Origin of the sequence: Bacillus sp. ISL-34, from assembly GCF_018613325.1 — a bacterium.
GTDB lineage: Bacteria > Bacillota > Bacilli > Bacillales > DSM-1321 > Peribacillus.
Genome location: NZ_JAGGQJ010000002.1, coordinates 326,456 through 347,152 on the forward strand (window position 1 = coordinate 326,456; position 20,697 = coordinate 347,152).

The 20,697-nt window shown below is 42.1% G+C and carries 23 protein-coding genes and 1 pseudogene; 12 read left to right on the forward strand and 12 right to left on the reverse strand.

Annotated features, from left to right (window positions below; all coding sequences use genetic code 11):
• Positions 1–37 precede the first annotated feature (37 nt).
• Positions 38–1,420: a class II fumarate hydratase gene (gene fumC, locus J7E52_RS02360; protein ID WP_214743511.1), complete on the forward strand. Its 1,383-nt coding sequence runs from the start codon at positions 38–40 to the stop codon at positions 1,418–1,420.
• A 108-nt stretch (positions 1,421–1,528) separates the two neighbouring features.
• Positions 1,529–1,771 (forward strand): hypothetical protein, encoded by a 243-nt coding sequence (locus J7E52_RS02365; protein ID WP_214743512.1) that lies wholly within the window; start codon positions 1,529–1,531, stop codon positions 1,769–1,771.
• 157 nt (positions 1,772–1,928) lie between these two features.
• Here the strand turns inward: J7E52_RS02365 and J7E52_RS02370 are convergent.
• The 3 genes and pseudogenes from J7E52_RS02370 to J7E52_RS02380 form a co-directional block, all read right to left on the reverse strand.
• A pseudogene (locus J7E52_RS02370) lies at positions 1,929–2,145 on the reverse strand (transposase); the annotation flags it as partial.
• Between the two features lie 358 nt (positions 2,146–2,503).
• Positions 2,504–3,649 carry an ABC transporter ATP-binding protein gene (locus J7E52_RS02375; protein WP_214743513.1) on the reverse strand — a complete coding sequence of 382 codons (1,146 nt, stop codon included), beginning with the start codon at positions 3,647–3,649 and terminating at the stop codon, positions 2,504–2,506.
• 123 nt (positions 3,650–3,772) lie between these two features.
• Positions 3,773–4,657, reverse strand: a complete 885-nt coding sequence (locus tag J7E52_RS02380; RefSeq protein ID WP_214743514.1) for a PucR family transcriptional regulator — start codon at positions 4,655–4,657, stop codon at positions 3,773–3,775.
• A 201-nt stretch (positions 4,658–4,858) separates the two neighbouring features.
• Here J7E52_RS02380 and J7E52_RS02385 point away from each other — a divergent pair, with 201 nt between their 5' ends.
• Positions 4,859–5,896 (forward strand): NAD-dependent epimerase/dehydratase family protein, encoded by a 1,038-nt coding sequence (locus J7E52_RS02385; RefSeq protein ID WP_214743515.1) that lies wholly within the window; start codon positions 4,859–4,861, stop codon positions 5,894–5,896.
• A gap of 122 nt (positions 5,897–6,018) precedes the next feature.
• Here the strand turns inward: J7E52_RS02385 and J7E52_RS26755 are convergent, their stop codons facing one another.
• Together J7E52_RS26755 and J7E52_RS26760 are read right to left on the reverse strand one after the other, a co-directional pair.
• Entirely contained in the window at positions 6,019–6,579 is a 561-nt protein-coding gene (locus tag J7E52_RS26755; protein WP_483861529.1) for a dehydroquinate synthase/iron-containing alcohol dehydrogenase family protein, read from the reverse strand.
• Positions 6,528–7,124, reverse strand: a complete 597-nt coding sequence (locus tag J7E52_RS26760; RefSeq protein ID WP_286197370.1) for an iron-containing alcohol dehydrogenase — start codon at positions 7,122–7,124, stop codon at positions 6,528–6,530. The genes J7E52_RS26755 and J7E52_RS26760 overlap by 52 nt, the downstream gene beginning before the upstream one ends.
• A 517-nt stretch (positions 7,125–7,641) precedes the next feature.
• Between J7E52_RS26760 and J7E52_RS02395 the strand changes: the two genes are divergently transcribed.
• Positions 7,642–8,466 carry an MBL fold metallo-hydrolase gene (locus J7E52_RS02395; RefSeq protein ID WP_214743516.1) on the forward strand — a complete coding sequence of 275 codons (825 nt, stop codon included), beginning with the start codon at positions 7,642–7,644 and terminating at the stop codon, positions 8,464–8,466.
• Between the two features lie 64 nt (positions 8,467–8,530).
• Here J7E52_RS02395 and J7E52_RS02400 read toward each other — a convergent pair whose 3' ends face one another.
• From J7E52_RS02400 to J7E52_RS02425, 6 genes are all read right to left on the reverse strand, one after another.
• The gene (locus tag J7E52_RS02400) at positions 8,531–8,719 is read right to left on the reverse strand and encodes a hypothetical protein (RefSeq protein ID WP_137017041.1); all 189 of its coding nucleotides are present in this window, start codon (positions 8,717–8,719) and stop codon (positions 8,531–8,533) included.
• 85 nt (positions 8,720–8,804) lie between these two features.
• The gene (locus J7E52_RS02405) at positions 8,805–9,008 is read right to left on the reverse strand and encodes a YheE family protein (RefSeq protein ID WP_214743517.1); all 204 of its coding nucleotides are present in this window, start codon (positions 9,006–9,008) and stop codon (positions 8,805–8,807) included.
• A 64-nt stretch (positions 9,009–9,072) separates the two neighbouring features.
• On the reverse strand, positions 9,073–10,269 hold the full coding sequence (locus J7E52_RS02410) for a YheC/YheD family endospore coat-associated protein (protein ID WP_214743518.1): 1,197 nt from the start codon (positions 10,267–10,269) through the stop codon (positions 9,073–9,075).
• A complete protein-coding gene (locus J7E52_RS27260) occupies positions 10,266–11,633 on the reverse strand; it encodes a YheC/YheD family endospore coat-associated protein (protein WP_214743519.1) in 1,368 nt (455 codons plus the stop codon). The genes J7E52_RS02410 and J7E52_RS27260 overlap by 4 nt, the downstream gene beginning before the upstream one ends.
• 3 nt (positions 11,634–11,636) lie before the next feature.
• Positions 11,637–12,707, reverse strand: a complete 1,071-nt coding sequence (locus J7E52_RS02420; RefSeq protein ID WP_214743520.1) for a YheC/YheD family endospore coat-associated protein — start codon at positions 12,705–12,707, stop codon at positions 11,637–11,639.
• A gap of 16 nt (positions 12,708–12,723) precedes the next feature.
• On the reverse strand, positions 12,724–13,737 hold the full coding sequence (locus J7E52_RS02425) for a YheC/YheD family endospore coat-associated protein (RefSeq protein ID WP_214743521.1): 1,014 nt from the start codon (positions 13,735–13,737) through the stop codon (positions 12,724–12,726).
• A 37-nt stretch (positions 13,738–13,774) separates the two neighbouring features.
• Between J7E52_RS02425 and J7E52_RS02430 the strand changes: the two genes are divergently transcribed.
• The 5 genes from J7E52_RS02430 (at position 13,775) to J7E52_RS02450 (ending at position 17,184) form a co-directional block, all read left to right on the forward strand.
• Positions 13,775–13,981 carry a hypothetical protein gene (locus J7E52_RS02430; protein ID WP_214743522.1) on the forward strand — a complete coding sequence of 69 codons (207 nt, stop codon included), beginning with the start codon at positions 13,775–13,777 and terminating at the stop codon, positions 13,979–13,981.
• A gap of 240 nt (positions 13,982–14,221) precedes the next feature.
• A complete protein-coding gene (locus J7E52_RS02435) occupies positions 14,222–15,358 on the forward strand; it encodes a DUF445 domain-containing protein (RefSeq protein ID WP_214743523.1) in 1,137 nt (378 codons plus the stop codon).
• Between the two features lie 74 nt (positions 15,359–15,432).
• Complete coding sequence (locus J7E52_RS02440; RefSeq protein ID WP_034314741.1) at positions 15,433–15,789, forward strand: YlbF/YmcA family competence regulator; 357 nt, start codon at positions 15,433–15,435, stop codon at positions 15,787–15,789.
• Positions 15,790–15,920: 131 nt separating this feature from the next.
• Positions 15,921–16,802, forward strand: a complete 882-nt coding sequence (locus tag J7E52_RS02445) for a Cof-type HAD-IIB family hydrolase (protein WP_286197371.1) — start codon at positions 15,921–15,923, stop codon at positions 16,800–16,802.
• Between the two features lie 115 nt (positions 16,803–16,917).
• Entirely contained in the window at positions 16,918–17,184 is a 267-nt protein-coding gene (locus tag J7E52_RS02450; protein ID WP_396020226.1) for a transcriptional regulator SplA domain-containing protein, read from the forward strand.
• A gap of 375 nt (positions 17,185–17,559) precedes the next feature.
• Here the strand turns inward: J7E52_RS02450 and J7E52_RS02455 are convergent, their stop codons facing one another.
• Positions 17,560–18,009, reverse strand: a complete 450-nt coding sequence (locus J7E52_RS02455) for a DinB family protein (RefSeq protein WP_214743524.1) — start codon at positions 18,007–18,009, stop codon at positions 17,560–17,562.
• A gap of 336 nt (positions 18,010–18,345) precedes the next feature.
• Between J7E52_RS02455 and J7E52_RS02460 the strand changes: the two genes are divergently transcribed.
• Genes J7E52_RS02460 through ureC form a run of 3 tightly spaced genes read left to right on the forward strand, consistent with a single transcriptional unit; the run spans position 18,346 to position 20,689 of the window.
• Entirely contained in the window at positions 18,346–18,648 is a 303-nt protein-coding gene (locus tag J7E52_RS02460) for an urease subunit gamma (RefSeq protein ID WP_214743525.1), read from the forward strand.
• A 12-nt stretch (positions 18,649–18,660) separates the two neighbouring features.
• A complete protein-coding gene (locus J7E52_RS02465; RefSeq protein ID WP_214743526.1) occupies positions 18,661–18,975 on the forward strand; it encodes an urease subunit beta in 315 nt (104 codons plus the stop codon).
• 4 nt (positions 18,976–18,979) lie between these two features.
• A complete protein-coding gene (ureC, locus tag J7E52_RS02470; protein ID WP_214743527.1) occupies positions 18,980–20,689 on the forward strand; it encodes an urease subunit alpha in 1,710 nt (569 codons plus the stop codon).
• Positions 20,690–20,697 lie beyond the last annotated feature (8 nt).

Consider the following 20,697-nt stretch of genomic DNA (forward strand, 5'->3'; position numbering starts at 1 on the left):
GTCTTCAATGAATAGTGCAAACATAGGAGGAGAACACATGGAATACAGAATCGAACGAGATACGATGGGTGAAGTGAAAGTTCCTGCTGATAAATATTGGGGAGCACAAACTGAGAGAAGCCGTAACAATTTCAAAATCGGTAACGAAAAAATGCCGATTGAATTAGTTCGTGCATTTGCATATGTTAAACAAGCTGCGGCAAAGGTTAACTATGATCTTGGTGATCTTTCGGAAGTTAAAAAGAATGCCATCGTCAAGATTTGCGGCGAAATCCTTGAAGGTACGCTTGATGAGCATTTCCCGCTTGTAGTTTGGCAAACGGGAAGCGGCACGCAAAGTAATATGAACGTGAATGAAGTGGTCGCCAACAAAGGGAATGAATGGTTAAAAGAAAATGGTGAATCGGAAACCCTTCACCCGAATGATGATGTTAACAAGGCACAAAGCTCGAATGATACTTTCCCGACCGCCATGCATATTGCAGCCTTTATGGAAGTCGCTGAAAAATTGGTTCCTGCCATCAAAGCACTTCGTGATACATTCTATACAAAAGAAAAAGAATTTTGGGATGTCGTGAAAATTGGCCGGACACATCTTCAAGATGCTACACCATTAACATTAGGACAAGAAATTTCCGGTTGGAAAGCGATGCTCGATAAAGATCTGGCGATGATTGAGGAAAGCAGCCAAAAATTATTGAACCTTGCTCTAGGCGGAACGGCTGTAGGAACCGGAATCAATACAAAAAAAGAATTCCCGGGACTTTCTGCCAAACAAATTGCAGCGGATACAGGTTATCCTTTTGTCACATCTGATAATAAGTTTCATGCATTGACAAGCCATAACGAAATCGTTTATGCACACGGTGCTTTGAAAGCATTGGCAGCGGATCTAATGAAAATTGCGAACGATGTCAGATGGCTGGCAAGTGGCCCTAGAAGCGGAATCGGCGAAATAGCGATTCCGGAAAACGAGCCAGGCAGCTCCATCATGCCAGGTAAAGTCAATCCAACACAAAGTGAAGCGCTTACCATGATTGCAACACAAATCGTTGGTAACGATGCTACAATTGGCTTTGCAGCAAGCCAAGGTAACTTTGAATTGAATGTATTCAAACCAGTCATCATCTATAACTTCCTGCAAACGGTCAAATTATTGACGGAAGGCATTCATTCATTCAACGATAATTGTGCGGTTGGCATCACTGCAAATGAAGATAAAATCAAAGAAAATGTAGAACGGTCCCTTATGTTGGTAACAGCATTGAACCCGCATATCGGTTATGAAAAAGCAGCCAAGATCGCCAAAACTGCATTCAAGGACAACTCTACGTTAAAAGAAGCGGCGTTGAAATTGGAGTTCCTGACGGAAGATGAATTCAAAGCATGGGTCGATCCTGCTAACATGGTTAATAAATAATTGCATAGTTGTGCCCTCCCTCTGGTATTAGGGAGGGTGTTTCCATGTGTTAAAATATTGGAATCAACAAATACTGAAATCATAAGTATGGGAACAGGAGGAAAAACAATGTCTTTATGCCCGCTTTGCAACGGTCTAAGAAAAATTCATGTGAATTGCCCTGAATGCGGCAGTGATCTTGAGGATAAAGGGAAATTCATGGACTACGCTGATGATTACAGTGCTTATATGGATAGCGACATACTTAAGGAAAACGACGGATACCCTCAATCCCTTCAAAAAGGCCAATGCCCGCATCTCATGAAATGCCCTGAATGCGGACATGATGAAGTGGTATTGGTCCAGGAATAAATCAACCCCTTATTTGAATAAACGTAAAAAAAAGACCCATTATGAATGGGTCCCAGTTTTAGACAAAAGGGGTTCGGATTAAAAAAATTCCGCCCCCTTTTGAAATTCCATTTAAATTTTAGCCTAAAGTTAAGTGAGCAAACAGGTCTGTATCTTAAAAGCGACGTTCATAATTTTTCCCGAATGTTGAGAAATGAGGCACTTTATCATGAAACCAAAGCCTAAGAACCAACGGTAAGCATATTTGTTTCAACTTCTTCAATTGTTTTACACATTGAACGAATACCGAAGTTATATTGAATGAAAGTCAGTTTGACTAATATAACTGGATCAATACTTGGGNNTTTACGAACCAAATGGTTCGCAGGCACCAGTCGATCTTAAGTAATCATTTCAAGTTGATCTTGCTTAATAGAATCATGTTTAGAAAGCATCCTCATCCTCAAGTTTTAATAAAATTCTATTTTAAAACAATAAAGACTTTAGCAGAAGGGTTCTATCTAAAAAGTTAAAACAAAGTTGATTGGAGCGAAAGGTGCGATACTCCTGCGGGAAAATAGAGTCCAGGGGAGACCCCGCAGGCGCAAAGGCGCCGAGGAGGCTCCCGGCCCGCCCGCGGAAAGCGAGTGCCTTACGTTCCAATTGCACAAACCCAAAAAAACTGTAGACAAACTCGATTTTCATCGAGTTTGTCTACAGTCTGAGACCCATTATGAATGGGTCTTTTTACGTTTAATTGGCAGATAACTTCATGCTTTCCTGCATCTGTTCATCTTCTTCAACTAAAATGCGATGTTCGGTCCCTTTGTCAAAAAAGTGTGCTTTATTCATGTCGAGGGCAAGTTCGATCTTTTCCCCTGCCTGGATAATATTCTTGGCATCGACCCGTGCAACGAAGTCCTGCCCCTCTAATGTGGAGTAGAGCATGATCTCCGCGCCCATGAGTTCGGCTACATCAATTTGGGTCGTGAATGTAGAGTTAGGGGACTCCGTGAAGTAAGCTCCTTCATTATGGAAATCCTCCGGACGTATGCCAAGGATTACATCTTTTCCGACATATCCTTGATCACGCAGCATTTTCATTTTCAATTCAGGTATTTCAAGCGTTTGTTCGCCTATTTTAATTGTGCCTTCTTTTAATGTTCCGGTAAAGAAGTTCATGGCAGGCGATCCGATAAAGCCGCCGACGAAAACGTTTATCGGTTTCTCATAAACGTCCTTTGGGGCACCGACCTGTTGGATGATACCATCCTTCATTACAACAAGACGTGTCGCCATGGTCATTGCCTCTGTTTGGTCATGCGTGACATATATCGTTGTGGTGTCGAGCCGTTTATGTAGTTTAGCGATTTCAGCACGCATTTGAACCCGCAGCTTTGCGTCGAGATTGGATAATGGCTCATCCATCAAGAAAACCTTTGCGTCCCTTACAATTGCACGGCCAAGTGCCACACGCTGGCGCTGACCGCCTGAAAGCGCTTTAGGTTTCCTGTTTAGCAGCTCTTCAAGTCCGAGAATCCTTGCCGCTTCATTGACCCTTTGCTTGATTTCCGCTTTTGCCGTTTTCCTGAGCTTTAATCCGAATGCCATATTGTCATATACGGTCATGTGAGGATATAAGGCATAGTTCTGGAAAACCATCGCAATATCACGATCTTTAGGAGGGACATCATTGACTCGCTTGCCGTCTATGTATAAATCGCCTTGGGAAATGTCCTCCAGTCCGGCAATCATCCTTAATGTCGTCGATTTGCCGCATCCGGAAGGTCCCACAAAAACTATGAATTCCTTATCGGCAACACGAAGGTTGAAGTCTTTAACAGCCGTCACCTTTTTATCATAAATCTTGAATATATGATCTAACACTAACTCTGCCATGAAAAAATCCCCCTTTTTAGAATGATTACTTGTACCAATTAGCTATAGTCTAAGCTATCAGTTTAGAAAAAAGTATGGGCACATTGCACAAAAAAGGATGATATTACCTCTTTGTAATGGAAATTAATCATTCAGTAAAAATATCAAGTACGCAGTAAGGGCATGACGGAAGTTTCTAATATCGAGACCAGTTCTTTCAGAGAATTTATCGATTCGGTATTGTAAGCTGTTCCGATGGATATAAAGCTGTTTGGCGGCATAGGTGGCATTGGAATTACATTCGATATACGTTTTAATCGTTTTGATAAGCTCAGTATCCTGCTTGGTCTTGCCAAGAATTTCATTGATATACCACTTTGCATTCTTAAAGGATGGGTCATTTATTAATGAATGAGGGATGATGTCTGCCAAATCAGTCACCTTTAGATCCGGCAGATGCACCTGTGCCAAATCAAAACACTTTTTCTCCCGAGCCCAGTGATGGTGAAGGTCTTGATTTACAGGGTGAAAGCGCCCGGTGAACATACGCGTCTTTACATAAAAGTCACTTTCAAGCGTGGAAGAAATGGCGATTAGTTCTTTATTTGATAATGATTCCTCCTTGTCCGTTTCAATTAAGACTCCTGCCGTTTCATTTTCCCAGATAATAGCTGCGTCAGAAGGAACGAAAGCGAGGAAGGCCTCTTCAAAATCGGAGTTGGAAAAATCAGCATGAGTCAGCTTGAAATGAAGGAATCGAACATTCTCCCAGCTCGTTAAAGGCAATGGTGCATTCGGTTCGGATAAAAAAAATTTCCATGATGAGTCTGGATGTGCATTGAGGTTATTTTGGTTTATGGAAGGAGCAAAAAGCAGTTCCAATAAACGGATTTCTTCGGCTGTGATTTCTGAACGGGGAATGCCAAGTATACTTCTTGAGTCTTCGAACCAAACATATTCAGAAATATCATCAGTATCCTTTTTATTGGTAAGAGCGTTCGGGAATTTTTGTTTAAGATTTTCAAGCATCGTTTCCACCTTCTTTCTCCCTTTCCGTATCATTATAGCGAAAAAGAATAAAGTTCAAAAGAATAGGATATTGCTAGTTTTTTCGAGAAGGGAAATTCATGGTTCTAAAAGAGAGTTCAAAGAAAAGTTGCAAGTATTATTAATGTTAGGAAAGGGTATTGCGTATGCTTTATTGAATATCGTTAATGAGGAGGGAATCTTATGAACATTTTAATATTGGGCGGTACACGGTTTTTAGGCAGGTATTTAGCAAAAGCTGCGATAGAGAAAGGGCATGATGTCACACTTTTTAATCGTGGAAGCGATCCTTATGTCTTTCCCGAAATAGAACAGTTAAAAGGGGACCGCGACGGGGATCTGGAAATGTTGAAAGGGAGACAGTGGGATGCAGTCATTGACACATCAGGATTTATCCCTCGAACTGTATCGAAATCTTGCAGATTGCTTAATTCTGTTAAACATTATACATATATTTCAAGCATCTCAGTTTATAGTGATCCAACCGAGCCAGGAATTGATGAAAATGGAGAGGTTCATACACTAAATGATGATAAAGCAGAAGAGATCACCCGCGGAACTGCTGGACCGATATACGGTGAATATTATGGACCGTTAAAATCATTAAGCGAAAAAGCCGCTGAAAAAGAACTGCCGGGGAAAGTCTTGTCAATTCGTGCAGGGCAAATAGTGGGTCCATATGATTACACTGACCGATTGCCGTACTGGCTTAAAAGAATAGCGGAAGGGGGAGAAATTTTATCTCCTGGACGCCCTGGACGTCCAATCCAAGTTATCGATGCAAGGGACTTGGCTCAATGGATCATCCAAATGATGGAAAAAAGTATGACGGGTACGTATAATGCCGTTGGACCAGATTACACACTGACTATGGGGCAATTACTTGAAGGCTGCAAAAAGGTAACAAGAAGTAATGCTGAATTTACATGGGTATCTGAAAAATTTTTAAATGACAATAAAGTAGAGCCGTGGGGAGAAATGCCTTTATGGATACCAGAAGAATTCCCATTACCTGGAGGAAAGGAACCTTTGAATGGGTTTTTGGCTGTCGATAACAATAAAGCCATCAATAATGGGCTAACATTCCGTCCCCTATCAGAAACTCTCGAAGATATATGGAATTGGGAAAAGGGCCGTCCGGAATCTGCCGATAGAAAAGTAGGCATCCACAGACAGCATGAAAGTGTTCTCCTCGGATTATGGAAACAGACTGTAGGTTGAAACCTTCTTTTATTATACTGAAGTATTGACGGCACATTATGTGTGCTTGGTGAAAAGGATGATTTAAACAAACAATGTGAAGGAATTAAAAAAACGATGAGGTAATAACCCCATCGTTTTTTTTAGTCCATGGATCTGCTTGCGTGGTTTGTGAGGATTTCAAGGTTTTCCATGGCGGCCGCCACTTTTTCCTTGTTGATATCAGGGAAAAGAAGATGGATGTCTTCACCTTCTTTTACAGAGTGGGCTGCAATCTGTTGAAGTTCCGCTTTATGTTCAACCGTCAGGCCAATATCAAGCAATGTCATCGGCAGTTTGAGCACCTGGTAGATTGGCAGCAATTGTTTGATTTCCGAGAATTTCCCTTCTAGCACAAGCTGGACTAAAATGCCATATGCCACTTTTTCCCCATGAAGTAAATGGTGAGCTTGCGTGATGGAAGTCATGCCATTATGAATGGAGTGGGCACCGGAAACGCGCAGGTATTGGTCGCCAAAGCCTCCAACTAGACCGCTGGTGATGATGTTCGTTTCAATGACACGCTGCAGCGCGTCTGTCCATTTACCCTTTTCCAAATCAGCTAGGGCTTCCTCGCCATATGTCAGTAAAACTTCCTGGCATTGCCTTGCGGCTATATGGGCCAATTCAATACAAACGGACTTCGTGGCAATCTTTTCGGCCAATGCATTACCCTCGTACCATTTCGCCAATGTATCGCCGATTCCAGCCCGTAAATAGTTAATCGGCGATTAAGAAGAATTCCTGGTTCTATAAATAACATCCAAGCGCTTTTTTCATGAATATCATAGCGGACATATGAACCATAATCATCATAGATGACACTCAACGGTGTCCATGCAGCGCAGGTGGAAGCCAGGGTTGGAATGAGGATGATTTCCTTTTGAAGCGAGTTTCCGGCTGATTTGGCGAGGTCGAGCAGCTTACCGCCGCCAATGCCGATTAATGCATCCGCACCGTGTTCAAGAGCAGACTTCTTGACGCGTTCAATTTCCGCATCACTGCATTCCCCGCCGTATGTGAAAAAGATCGTCTCAATATTTTCTAAGGCAGGAAAAAAGGGTTCAGCAACTTCCCATGATTTTCTCCCATGAATAACGAGCACTTTACGAATGTTTCCTTTACTCAGTTTTGCTTCCAGTGTTTCAAGGACATTAGCTTTACAGGCGTAATAAGCGGGGCCGCTGCGGACCTCCAGTAAGGTATTCATATTCGTACTCCTTAATGAAAGGCCTGTTCCCGGTAAAGGGGAAGCAGGCCTCGATTATTTGATCAATTCATCCAGTCTGGTTTTCCGAATCCGGAAAATTTGTCATCGACCACTTTTTCCAAACTGGTCGGATTCCGCTACTGATATAATATCCTTGGCAAATTGAGCGTCTACATCTTTTGTATTCACTGCAACAACGTTTCGTTACATATCCGGCATCTTTTCTAAAACAAGGGCATCCTCGAGGTCCTTTTTCGCTTGCAAGAGCGAAGTTGCCAGTGACCGCCGATAGGTCAACACTGTCTGTTGCCTAGGGGCAATTGAGCGGATTTGAATGGTTTGAGTTGGAAGTTAGGTCGACAGTGAAGGGATATTAAACAATAATCCAGCATTTACATCCAGGTTAATCATTCCAATATTTCCTTGTCAAAAAGGTAAAGCGGTACTACATTTATTATAGTAAAGTTAAAAAAAGGAAGATAAAACTATTTTTGTACAATGATGGGGAGGCAATAGAATGATAGAGATTAAGACGATAAATGATGTGGTTTGTGTGCACGGGATTCCTGGCGGGAACAAGTCGGGGATGAGTGTTAATGTTTTTTTAACGGATGGCCTATTGATAGATACTGGCGCACAGATTTTATTGGAAGAGCTTATTCCATTCTATGAGGCCGCAAACTTCGACTCAGTGGCCCTGACTCACTATCATGAAGACCATACGGGGGGCGCTGCCTGGATACAGGAACATAAAAAGGTGCCGCTTTTCATTCACCCGATGTCAGTCGAGGTTTGTGCAAAGGATGCTGTATATCCTGAATATCGCAAAATTTTCTGGGGAAAGAGAGACGCTTTTAAAGCTGAGCCGCTAGGGAAGGCCATTCATTCCCGCACCCAAACTTGGGAGCCGATTTTTACCCCCGGCCATGCGAAGGACCATATGGTGTATTTGAATCACAGTAATGGCATGCTTTTTTCAGGAGACCTTTTCGTAACTCCAAAAACAAAACTTGTCTTACGGGAAGAGTCTGTCCCGGTCATCATCGATTCCATAAAAAGATTACTTCAATATGACTTCGGGGAAGTGTTTTGCTGCCATGCTGGGCATGTCCCTGATGGGAAGGAAATGTTTCGGAAAAAACTCGATTATTTGGAAAACCTCCAAGGTGAAATTTTACGCTTGCATTCTCAAGGGCTGAACGTTCATGAAATCCAGCAGGTCGTTTTACCGAATCGCTATCCCCTTATCGAGATATCTGGGCATGAATGGGATTCAGAGCATATCATTACATCGATATTAAACGAAAATATTTTAAGTGCGAGGGAGAATGGAACTATTTGAATACTATCCGTTTAACGGTCTGACTGATATAAAGGAGAGCTCTCCATAAGAGAGCCCACATAATTCATTTATTGATATTGGGATCTGTTTCATCATAAAAATCATGTGCTTCTTCGATGTTTTGAAGGTCTGCGACTTCATACACATTTCCGCCCGCCATACCTTCATTGATGATACGGTCGATATCAAGGTAAACGGAGTCCTTGCCATCATATTCGGTATCCTTCAAAAATGTCATTTTTTCTTTATCCAAATTAAATCCCTCCTAGCCTTTTCTTTAGTTTAGGCAAAGGAGTTTTTTTTATTCTGTTTAGGGAATTCATGAATGTAAAGGGGGTTCATTCATATACATGGAAGATCATTAAGTCATGTATCATGCTTTTGAGTGTACTTTCATCTGTTTCGGAAGGCGGATTGGCTGTCCACTCGATGGTTCCATCTTTATGATATAAGGCTTGGACTGCCTGCTTGTTGAAATAAAAGGAAATTTTCCATCCTGGCAGATTCTTATGCAAAGGTGCCCATTGAAAATGAGTGATCATATGTATTACCTCCATCTATGCAGTTTCTCATTTAATTATAATGGAAAAACGGCAGCTGGAGGTGTTATTTAATTGTCAGGTTGGGAAAAGTTAATTCAATAAAAAGATTTTTTAAATGCAAAAGCCTGTTTGTTTCAATTTCCTCCTCATCGAATTGCATGGGCTTTGAGTTCACTTCGTATATGAAGAGCGAGCCCGATTCGTCTTCCCCTATATCAATGGAAAACTCTCCGAGAAACCCGATTTTTTTTGAAAGTATCTCTCCGCATTTTTGGGCGATATTCGCTAATTGTCGATTCAGGCTTCTTGATTGCAGGTCTTTATAAGGAAAAATCTTACCCCCTCGGGGAGTGTGGGTGGTGATTTCCTGAGTTTGTGACATCCTTACCGCTTTGCCGGTCACTTTATAAAAACCTTTTTCATAATGGACGAGAATCCGGTAATCATAACGATGTCCAAAAAGTTTTTTTGGTATGATCGCCTGTTGAGCAAGGTAGTTCCTTTTTAATAAATCGATTTTTTTTGCTTCCCAGAATGACGCGAAGTCCGGGAAGGACTCACTATGCTTTAAGCTATTGAACAATAGTGTAGCATCATCATTTTTGATTATGGTATAAATGCCCTTACCTTGGCTTCCTTTGCAGGGTTTAAGGTATATATGCCTGTAGGTCTCCAGGAAAGCATCAAGGCAGCCGCTGTTTCGCAAGACCATGGTGGGCGGTAGGTGATTGGTGAGGGATCCATCTTCCATTAATGCTTCGAACATCACATATTTATCTATGAAACAGGGGTTGAATAGATTCATTCGGCATTCTTTAAAATATTTGATGAGCTGTTGAAATTCCTCTGACGCCTCATAGCTCCTCGAGGGGATACGGTTATAGACGATGTCAGGGAAGGGCACTTTACTTTCGATCCACTTGTTTGAAACGGAGGAAAAAACATACCCTCTCATCGATTCGGAATGAAGGGCATTTCCTGTGAATACATACGCCAATATTCCATGTTTCAATAAATATAATGATAGGTCCCGAAAAAGGGTCAGGTTTCCACCCAAACCTGATTCCTTTTTGGGATTGGAAACAGTCAGTATTCCGACGACAAGCATCCGGTTACCTGGAAATATGGTGATTGGAATTAGGGGTTGATTCGAATGGTCCTTTTTATAGCTGATTTCCTCTTCTGCAGATCCTGCAAAAAGTTCAGCATTCTCATGATTGTGGTACCAATTTTCAGTGGGGATATCGTAAAAAACGTTCATCGCGGCACACTGATTGATTTCGTAATGGTCTGTTCCGTAAGATAAATGGCATAATCAAGGCTAAGTTTTCTGGTCAGCAATTCAAAATCCTTGAGTTTTGGATGGGAGAAGATGGAACGTCCCGGTTTGGAATTGGCTTCAAACATCCAAACCTGCCCTTTTTTATCCAATCCAAAATCAAATCCTATTTCTGCAATGATGCCGTCCAAGTTCTTTTCTATACTGTCACTTAAAATCAGTGCGGCTTCCGATAGCTTTCGTTCGACTTCTTTCGCCTCATCGTCATCTCCAAACAGTTCCGCAACCGTTTTGATGACACCCCCGCTTTTAATATGGGTCGTGACGCTGCCGGCACCGGCGATTTTTGCGGCAATCGCGGTTACCTGCCATTTTCCATTACTGTCCTTGTTCGTATGGACCCGAAAATCCACTGGACGTTTTTCAAATCGAATTAGTGGGATGCCCTGCTGCACGATAAGATTCTCAAGCGGCTTGTCGTGAAAAATATGTTTAACGATGGATTCCAGTGTGGAAAACTTTTGCAGTTTTTTTTCTTTTGCTTCATTCGTATAGCGGCAATAATAAACATCCTCATGCTTATCATAAAGAATTTGGTGAATCCCCAAGCCGAGGCTGCCGTGAATGGGCTTTATATAAACTTGCCGGTAATGGGAAAGAAGGGTTTCCACGACGGACATGGATTGAAATGGATACGTTTCCGGCAAATATGGTAGTGCCCGCTCATCTGCGCATAACCTTTCATTTACATCCCATTTATTGAAAAAACCAGGATTATACCATGGAATTGTATACTCTTTTTGAAATTTCTGCTTCACTTCTTTAGGTCCATCGCGGCTTTCCGTCAACCGATTTGGGAGACGGTCATAGATGACATTAGGAAAAGGAAATTCATTAATGTGCCAGTCATCGTTATCAAACACATAACCTTTGATTGTCTCCTCATCCCAATTGATTACATTCTCTCCAAAAACAAAGGGGATACAGCCTGTGGTCCTGCTAAGCGAAAGGAGCTTTGCGAAAAATTCCGATCTCTCGCCTAATGGTTTGTTTGAAAGGCCGGTGAATCCTGAGGAAAAGATTCCGACTAGCGGTCCGATATGAATGCTCTTGCCGTATATGAATAAATGAAGGGGAATATCTGTATGATCGAATATTAGAGATTCCGCAAGACTTTCGGAAAGGACGATTGATTGATTGACGGCCGGGTTTTGTTTGACGATGGCAGGACATGAATGTCGTCCGAAATAAATTAATTCAATCTCTGCCAAATCTCCAAGCTCTGAAGGGTAGTAGAGAACATTGCCGGGGATAGCGGCAATTTCGGCAGGATAAGTCTTTCTCACTTTTTATTCACCTGCTTTCTGAAGATGTTCGGCTAAATACTGGCTATATTGAAACGGTGCGCGATGAATATCTTTCATGGTCTCCGGCTGTAGTGACTGAATGATTTTCCTTCCGGGCTTCGAGTTAATGTCCATTATCCATATTTGGCCTTTTTTATCGATGCCCAGATCGATTCCCAACTCGAATAGCCTTTCAAAGACAGCTTCGGTTTCTGCGGGCAGGGTGCGAAGGATATGCTGAATCTTTTGTTCGACGGCAATCGAAATCGTTTCCGGGTTTCTTTTGATGAAAGTATCCAATGAAATGGCTTCCCCGCCTGTGGCAAGATTTGAGGTGATTCCGTCTTTTTGTCCCGTACGAATTCCGCGGCCCCTTTCCATCCATTGATTCTTCTCGTTTTTTTGAAGTAAAATCCGTAAATCGAATGGCTCGTTATTTTGGTTGCAAAGTTCCAAATATGGCTGGCAGAGGTAACGGTATCGATTCAATAAATGCTGCAGCCATTTGTTAAGCTGAGATTTGGAGGAGAATTGGCGGTCATATTTGTTGCCCTTTTTCGTCATGGATACCAAGGTGCCATCTTCGGTTTTTGAAAGAAGATAGATCCCTGTACCGCCTGCACCGAATTCAGGTTTGATGATGATTTTATCCAGGCGTTCCAAATGACCGGTAATATCTTCAGGTGTCGTCACTTGTACGGTCTCTGGAAAAAATGCCTGTAGGTGTGGATGGTTTTTTAGGATTTGATACACTTCCCACTTACCAGGAAGACCCAGCCCTAAGAAATTCGAGTTATCTTTTAACCAATCGATTTTGTGCCGCGTTTCCGTTGACTCACGGACTAATCCGTGAAAACAGCGATCATATACAAAATCAGGTAAATCAAAAGATGCGGTGATCCAAGTTTCGTTCTCGGCATCAAAACGCTCGCCGCGGACTTTTTTCAGGTCCATATCAATATTTTCCGGTGAGAATTTACAAACTTTCATATTAAATGATTTAGCGGTTTTTGCTATTTCGGTGAAGTAGTTGTTTTCATGTGTATCCGACGCGGCCATTAATCCTATTAACACGTGCTAGCAACTCCTTTTATGGATGGTTTTCGCGGTTAAGGGCAAGCATGAAATCTATGATGGATTTTACTGATGGACGAAAGGTTTCATAGTTGCCTTGAAATTTTTTCGAAGGTTTTGAATTCACTTCGATGATCCATGGATGGGTATCGGTATCCAGTGCTAAATCGATCCCTAGCTCACCGAATGAATCGTCATGGTTTTCGACCAAGGCCTGGGCAGTGTTTTTAGCGAGCCGTACGAGCTTTTGATAAATGCGGCTGGCGTCCTGAAGGTCAAATGCTTCCTTTAGAAAATCCGGCCCATTTTTCATCAATCCGCCTTGTGCAAGATTGGAAACGATAGTGCCAGGGTCCCCAATCCGGGCAACCATTGATGAAACTTTCCATTCAAGGTGATCGTTCCGGTGAAGAAGTATGCGGAAATCAACTTTTCTCTGATCGGTCTCGAATAGGGAAATCCCTTTTTGAAGAATGAAGGATTTTTTTCTGGAAAATCTTTTTAAGGTTTCGTACAATTTTTCATCTGTATCAGCAAAATGTACATCCTGGAGATGTCCGGATTGCTCGATTTTCCATTTTCCAGCTACTTGCGTTAATCTGCAAATATTCCTGCCTTGGCTGCCTGATTCGGGTTTGAAGTAGATTACCGAATGCTTTTCTATAAATGTCAAGAAAGATTCCTTTTCGTTAAAAAGTATCGTCTCTGGCAAATTTGGCAACAGCTCATCTTCTAAGATTAGCAGCTCATGTACATCATGTTTGGAGAGGAACCTTCCATTGAACATCGGTATCGACCGTTCCTCCAGTTCAGTTTTAAACAGCTTGAAAGAATGCGATTCCTCAAGTTTGCGTGAATGTATCCGGTTATAAAATACATCAGGAATGGGGAGGGGCAAGGTTTGCCAGCCATCTTGCACTGGCAGGTAGCCTTCCACAACTCCGTCTTGAAGAGACTGCAGTTTCACTAAATAAAAGGGGATGCCCTGCTGATTACAATATGATCTCATTTCCTGATAAAATTTTTCCATCTCGCCGAATGTCCCGTCTTGCAAGGGAGTCTGGTTCATGAGTGAAGCGAAGAAAGGGCCTATTTTAATTGACCTTCCTTCCGCATGGTATGAGACGGAGATTGGATCGGAAAAAACGGGTAAGGATAAAGTTTGGTTCATTTCATATGAAAGTTTCAATGTAGGCTGGGATGACGGGAATGGCTGGACAAGTGCAGGGACCGAACGGCATCCAGCCATGATCGTTACGGGTTCTCCAAATTGAAGGCCCCATTCCGCAAATAGTTTTTCTTCGATAAACAGTAGCGCCTTCTTTCTCATCTCTGCGGGATTTACCGTAATGAAAACTTTCTGATGGTTAAGGTTCATAATAATTCCCCGTTTGCACTAAGTTTGATATCCTTTTATAATTAAATGATGGGCAAATGTGGATAACACATTCTATGTTTTTTTAATTAGAAGGTGTCATCAAGCCTCTATTTAAAGCAATAAAAGGAGAAAATTCATGGAGTTTTGGTTAAAGATACTGTTTATGGTCGTCGTAGGTGCTGTAATAGGTGGCTTCACTAATTTACTAGCTATCAGAATGCTGTTCAGACCGTATAAACCAATCTATATTTTAGGGAAACAGCTGCCGTTGACACCAGGGTTGATTCCGAAGCGGCAGGATGAGTTAGCCAAACAGTTAGGCAAATTGGTGGTTGATCATTTAATCACGCCAGAGAGCATTCAAAGTAAAGTCATCAATGATGCTTCTATACAGAATATGAAAATTTTCGTGAAGGCAGAAGTAAAGAAAGCATTGTCCACGGAAAAAAGTACCGCTCAATTGCTTGATCAATTGGGAATGAAGAATTCTTCATTTACGTTAGAACAGAGATTACAAACATTCATTCTTGGTAAATATGAAACATGGTCTGAAGAGAACAGGAGCAAGAGCTTGAAGGAGATCGTCCCGCAGAACATTCAGCAAAAAGCCCTCGACTCGATTCCTGATTTGTCACGTTTCATCGTGAAAAAGGGAAAAGAATATTTTGACAGTGCAGAAGGCAAAAGCCGTCTTGAAGACATGTTGGATGATTTTTTCAAGGAACGGGGCAAGCTGATCAATTTAATTCAGATGTTTATTGGAAATGAAAAGTTAATTGATAAGATTCAGCCGGAAATCCTTAAATTCTTTGAACAATCGAGAACGATTGATTTATTGACAGTGATGATGGTGAAAGAGTGGGGAAATCTCGAGAAATGGGATGTAGAAAAAATCGAGGGAATGATCGGGAGAGAAACGATAAAACAATTGATTGCCAAAAAAACGACAGAAATGCTGCCTGTCGCTTCGATCATGAATAAGCCGGTTCGAGAATTGACTGCCAATTTCTCGGACACCATTGTGGAGAAGGGCGTCCCGATCTTCGTGGAAAAAGGTGCCGAGTATTTAATCAATCATTTTCAGCCGTTATTCCAAAAACTGCATTTGGACGATATCGTGGAAGAACAGGTTTCGTCATTTTCGGTGTCCCGACTTGAGGAAATGGTCGCTTCCATCACGAAGAAGGAATTGTCGATGATCACATACCTTGGGGCTTTACTTGGTGGAATCATCGGTTTATTTCAAGGTTTCGTAACTGTTTTAATAGGATGACGTGTAATTCGCAATCGGATTTGTTATAGTGGAAAAGGTGTAGGAATACAATGATTACCGGGAGGGGAAATAAAATGAGTAACGTATATGATGCAGCGTATGAAATGGAAAAGGCAATTAGGGCAAGTAATGAATATGCCGATTTGCAACGCTTATATGATCTTGTCAATTCTGATGAAGCAACAAAGGGAATGTTTGAAAACTTCCGTAATCTGCAGATGTCATTGCAGCAAAAGCAAATGATGGGACAGGAGATTGCACCGGAAGAGGTTGAGCAAGCACAAAAGACGGTACAGCTTGTCCAACAAAACCCAACTATTTCACAATTGATGGAAGCTGAACAACGGATGAGTATGGTCATCGCAGACCTCAATAAAATTATCATGAAGCCGCTTGAAGATTTATATGGCTTACCTGAACAACAGCAATAAGCAGTTAAAGACTCCCTTCCATAATGGTTGGGGGTTTTTTTGTTCCCTGAAAGCTCCGGTGCAAGGGGCGTGAATCACTATTTGTTCTATTCTCGAAATTTTAGTCATAAATTTGAAAGAGGATACTACAGATGGGGGAGATCAGCATGGTATATCGTCTGCTTGCGGTCAATATCGACGGGACATTGCTCCAGTCGAATGGCCGTTTAAATAAATCGACTAAAGAAGCAATAGATTATGTTCACCAAAAAGGTGTCCATGTTGCACTTGTGACGTCAAGAAACTATCACTCAGCAAAAAAAGTGGCCAAAGCCCTAAAAATAAATCCAATGATCGTTGCTCAGCAAGGAGCCTTTGTCGGAGCTTCCATAGAAAAGCCGATAATGGTAAAAAGAATATCAGAAGAACTGACTGCAGAGCTCGTGCAAATGCTTGAAAAGACCACGTGCCAAATAATGCTCATTCATGAAAAATACTCGCTGGGCAATCGGGTGAACCTCCCGGAGAATTTGCTTGGTAAATCGGTTATGTATTTGAATGATCAAAATATTTATGCTCAAAATTATGTGGATGATATCAGTGAAGAGCTTATTGACCAGCCAATGGCCCCGACGAAGATGGACATTATATTTCCAGAAAAAAATGCTCGAAATGATATGTTGAAATTGATAAAGGAAATGTTCCCTGAGGTGGATGCAATCTTACATCCAGGACATAAGCTGACAATCGTTCCGAAGGGTGTTTCTAAATGGAGCGGTGTATTGTATTTAGCTGACCATTTAGAGGTGAAAAGAACGGAAATCGTCTCGATTGGAGATGGATTGGATGATATGGAGATGATTGCCGGTTCTGGTCTGGGCGTTGCCATGGGCAATGCGGATGAGGAAGTAAGGAAAGTGGCAAAATGGGTGACGCGCTCCAATGACCAAGATGGTGTTGCCTATATGCTGAGGGAATTCTTCCGGAAACAGCATCCAATCGATTTTTTACAAAAGATGAATATGCTTAAGTGAATGGCGGGGTTCCCTCATATAGAAGGGGCCCCATTCAAATAATGCCGCTTGCGAGGCCTGTTGCATTTCATAAATAATTATAAGCTTCTTTCCATAAACTAAAGGAAAATCAGTAATGGAAAGGAAGTATTCAATGGGTGTAATCAATGCAAAAGAAGTGCAAGTCGGTGACGAGGTGTTTGTGATTTATAATAATCCCCACGTACCTACCGTTTCGAATATAAGGGCAGCGGAAATCGTTCCGCATCCCAAAGATCCCAATGCAGTTGCCTTGTTCCTGAACGAAACATTTCATACAATTGAGGACGATGATGCTTTGTTTACTTCGGAAGCCGCAGCGGAAAAAGCATACAGTGATTATATGGATAACCAGATGACTTGAAGTGACGTTTACTTCGCTTTACGGAAAGAGAATGAATAAATGAAAGCCCTCGCTTAAACAGCGGGGGCTCCTTTTGATTATATTTACGAGTAAAAGTTCGGAATTCACGAGTATTTGCTGCAAACTCACGAGTAAAAGCTCGGAATTCACGAGTATTTGCCCCAAACTCACGAGTAAAAGCTCCGAATTCACGAGTAAAGGCCCCAAACTCACGAGTAAACGCTCGGAACTCACGAGTATTCGCTCCAAACTTACGTATTAATGCACCTATACTCATTGTCAGAGGCCATTAGTGATTAAAATGCCTATTTGACTGTAATTAAAAAACCGCCACTCCTATTTCAAGAAATAAAGAGTGACAGTTATGGCTTAATCTCAGTTATTGGATTGTATTAAGAGTTTCATTGCGTGTATTTGTCCAATATGATTGGCTTCGTGGAGCACTACGAAATTAATGAATTCCCCAACCGTTTCCATTCCGTTGAAAGGCTGTGCAGCTTTTTCTGTCAATCGTTCCTCCGGAATTTCAAGAAGTCGATCAAGTTGTTCTTGCAGTTGTTGCTTTAAAACTTCAACGGAAGGTACATCCCCGGTCCAGTCGGCGGGTTTTGATCCATATCCGAATAACTGGCTGTAATTCTCTGGCAAATTACTGTTGGAGTTCAATAAAAATTTTTCCGCTGCAGTAAGAACATGTCCAAGATGCCAATGGATCGTATTATTAAAACCTTCAGGCTGCACATCCATAAATTCTGGATTGATACCCTCTATTTCTTTTAAAAGATTGCTGCGCATGGCTGTCAGCTGATTTTTCACATAATTCATTTTACATTCCCCTTTCAATCCTTTTTTCAAAACACTATCTCATGAAATTATAGCAAGGATATTTCAATATTATCAAATTTTAGATAAGCCTTTTCAAAAGGGGGAAGGCTTATCAATTTACAATTAATTTCATTTTAAGGGTTGTAATTGTCAGATAATTTATTATAATTAAAATAATGTTAGATAAACTTACATAACTATGTAAAGTTAAAGGGCGGAATGTTGGGTCGGATAATGGTAATTGATTGAAACGATGCATTGAAAGAGTTGCATCTGAACTTAAGAGGTAGGTATTTGGGATATTTGGCGGTATAGATTGGTAAAAGGAGAGAGGGTATGCGTTTAACAGCGAGAGAACAGGAAAAGTTATTGGTTGTAGTGGCGGCAGATTTGGCACGAAGGCGAAAAGATCGAGGCTTGAAATTGAACTATCCGGAAGCCATTGCCCTGATCACCTATGAAATTGTGGAAGGGGCCAGGGATGGGAAATCGGTATCGGAATTGATGCAATTTGGAAGGACGATTCTTTCAAGTGAAGATGTTATGGAAGGGATCCCAGAGATTATTCATGATATTCAAGTTGAGGCGACTTTCCCGGACGGTACAAAGCTTGTGACAGTTCATAATCCGATTCAGTAAAGGGGGAATCCCATGATACCAGGTGAATATATCCTGAAAAAAGAACCGGTCATATGTAACGAGGGAAAAAGTTCAACGGTCATAACTGTCATCAACAGGGGAGACCGTCCGATACAGATTGGCTCACACTTTCACTTTTATGAAGTGAATCCTGGACTGGAGTTCAATCGTGAGGATGCTTTTGGGAAAAGACTGAACATTCCTGCCGGTACAGCCGTCCGTTTTGAGCCGGGGGATGCGAAGGAAATCGAACTGGTTCCATTCAGCGGCAAGAGGGAAGTTTATGGATTAAGCAATAAAACGAATGGTCCGCTTGATAAGGAGTGAAAATATGAGCCATGAAATGTCACGTAAGCAATATGCCGACATGTTTGGTCCAACAACAGGAGATTTAATCAGATTGGCAGATACCGAGCTTTTCATAGAAGTGGAAAAGGATTTTACAAAGTACGGTGATGAAGTGAAATTTGGCGGGGGCAAAGTGATCCGTGATGGTATGGGGCAACATCCAACCGCTACAAGAGATGAAGTGATGGATCTTGTTTTCACCAACGCGATCATCATCGATTATACCGGCATTTATAAGACGGATATCGGCGTGAAAGATGGAAATATTGCAGCTATCGGAAAAGCGGGAAATCCCCTATTGATGGATGGGGTGACAATGGTGATAGGAGCCGCTACCGAAATAATTGCAGCTGAAGGAAAAATCGTTACTGCCGGAGGGATTGACGCCCACATCCATTTCATTGCCCCGCAGCAAATCGAGACTGCACTATCAAGCGGGATCACGACAATGATCGGCGGGGGAACCGGACCTGCAACGGGAACGAATGCCACGACTTGTACTCCGGGAGCTTGGAATATACATAAAATGCTCGAAGCGGCAGATCATTTCCCTATGAACCTTGGTTTTTTAGGCAAAGGCAATTCCTCGGCCAAAGAACCGCTTGTTGAACAAATAGAAGCTGGTGCGATCGGGTTGAAATTACATGAAGATTGGGGTACGACGGCTGCAGCGATCGATACTAGTTTAATAGTGGCAGATGAATATGATGTTCAAGTGGCGATTCATTCCGACACGCTAAATGAAGGTGGTTTCGTCGAGGATACGATCAAAGCCATCGACGGCCGTGTCATTCATACATATCATACCGAAGGAGCGGGCGGGGGACATGCCCCTGATATCATCAAGGCGGCTAGTTATCCCAATATTCTCCCGTCCTCGACGAACCCTACCCGTCCATACACGATCAATACGTTGGAAGAGCATTTGGATATGCTGATGGTATGCCATCATTTAGATCCATCCGTTCCGGAAGATATCGCTTTTGCCGATTCCCGGATAAGAAAAGAGACGATTGCCGCTGAAGACATTCTGCATGACCTGGGCGTTTTTAGCATGATCAGCTCCGATTCCCAAGCGATGGGGCGTGTAGGTGAGGTTATCCTGCGGACATGGCAGACAGCCGATAAGATGAAAAAGCAGCGTGGCAAAATGTTGGAGGAGGCAGGGGAAGGAGACAATTTCCGTGTTAAGCGTTATGTTGCAAAATATACGATAAATCCTGCAATCACACATGGAATCTCTGATGTCGTCGGATCTGTGGAAGAAGGGAAATTCGCGGACTTGGTGCTATGGGATCCTGCCTTTTTCGGGGTTAAACCGGACATGATTCTAAAAGGGGGCATGATTGCGCACAGTATGATGGGAGATCCGAATGCCTCGATTCCAACGCCGCAACCCGTGTTATATCGCCCGATGTTTGCAAGTTTTGGAAAGGCAATTGCGAGTACGTCAATTACGTTCCTGTCAAAAGCGTCATATGAAGCGGGAATTCATGATGACCTTGGGTTGAAAAAAATAGTGAAGACTGTCTCGAACATTCGCAATCTTACAAAAAAAGATATGAAGTTAAACGGGGAGACCCCCGTTATAGAAGTTGATCCGCAAACATATGAAGTGACGGTGGATGGTGATTTAATTACGTGTGAGCCAGCGGAAATCCTGCCGATGGCGCAACGATACTTTTTATTCTGAGGTGATGG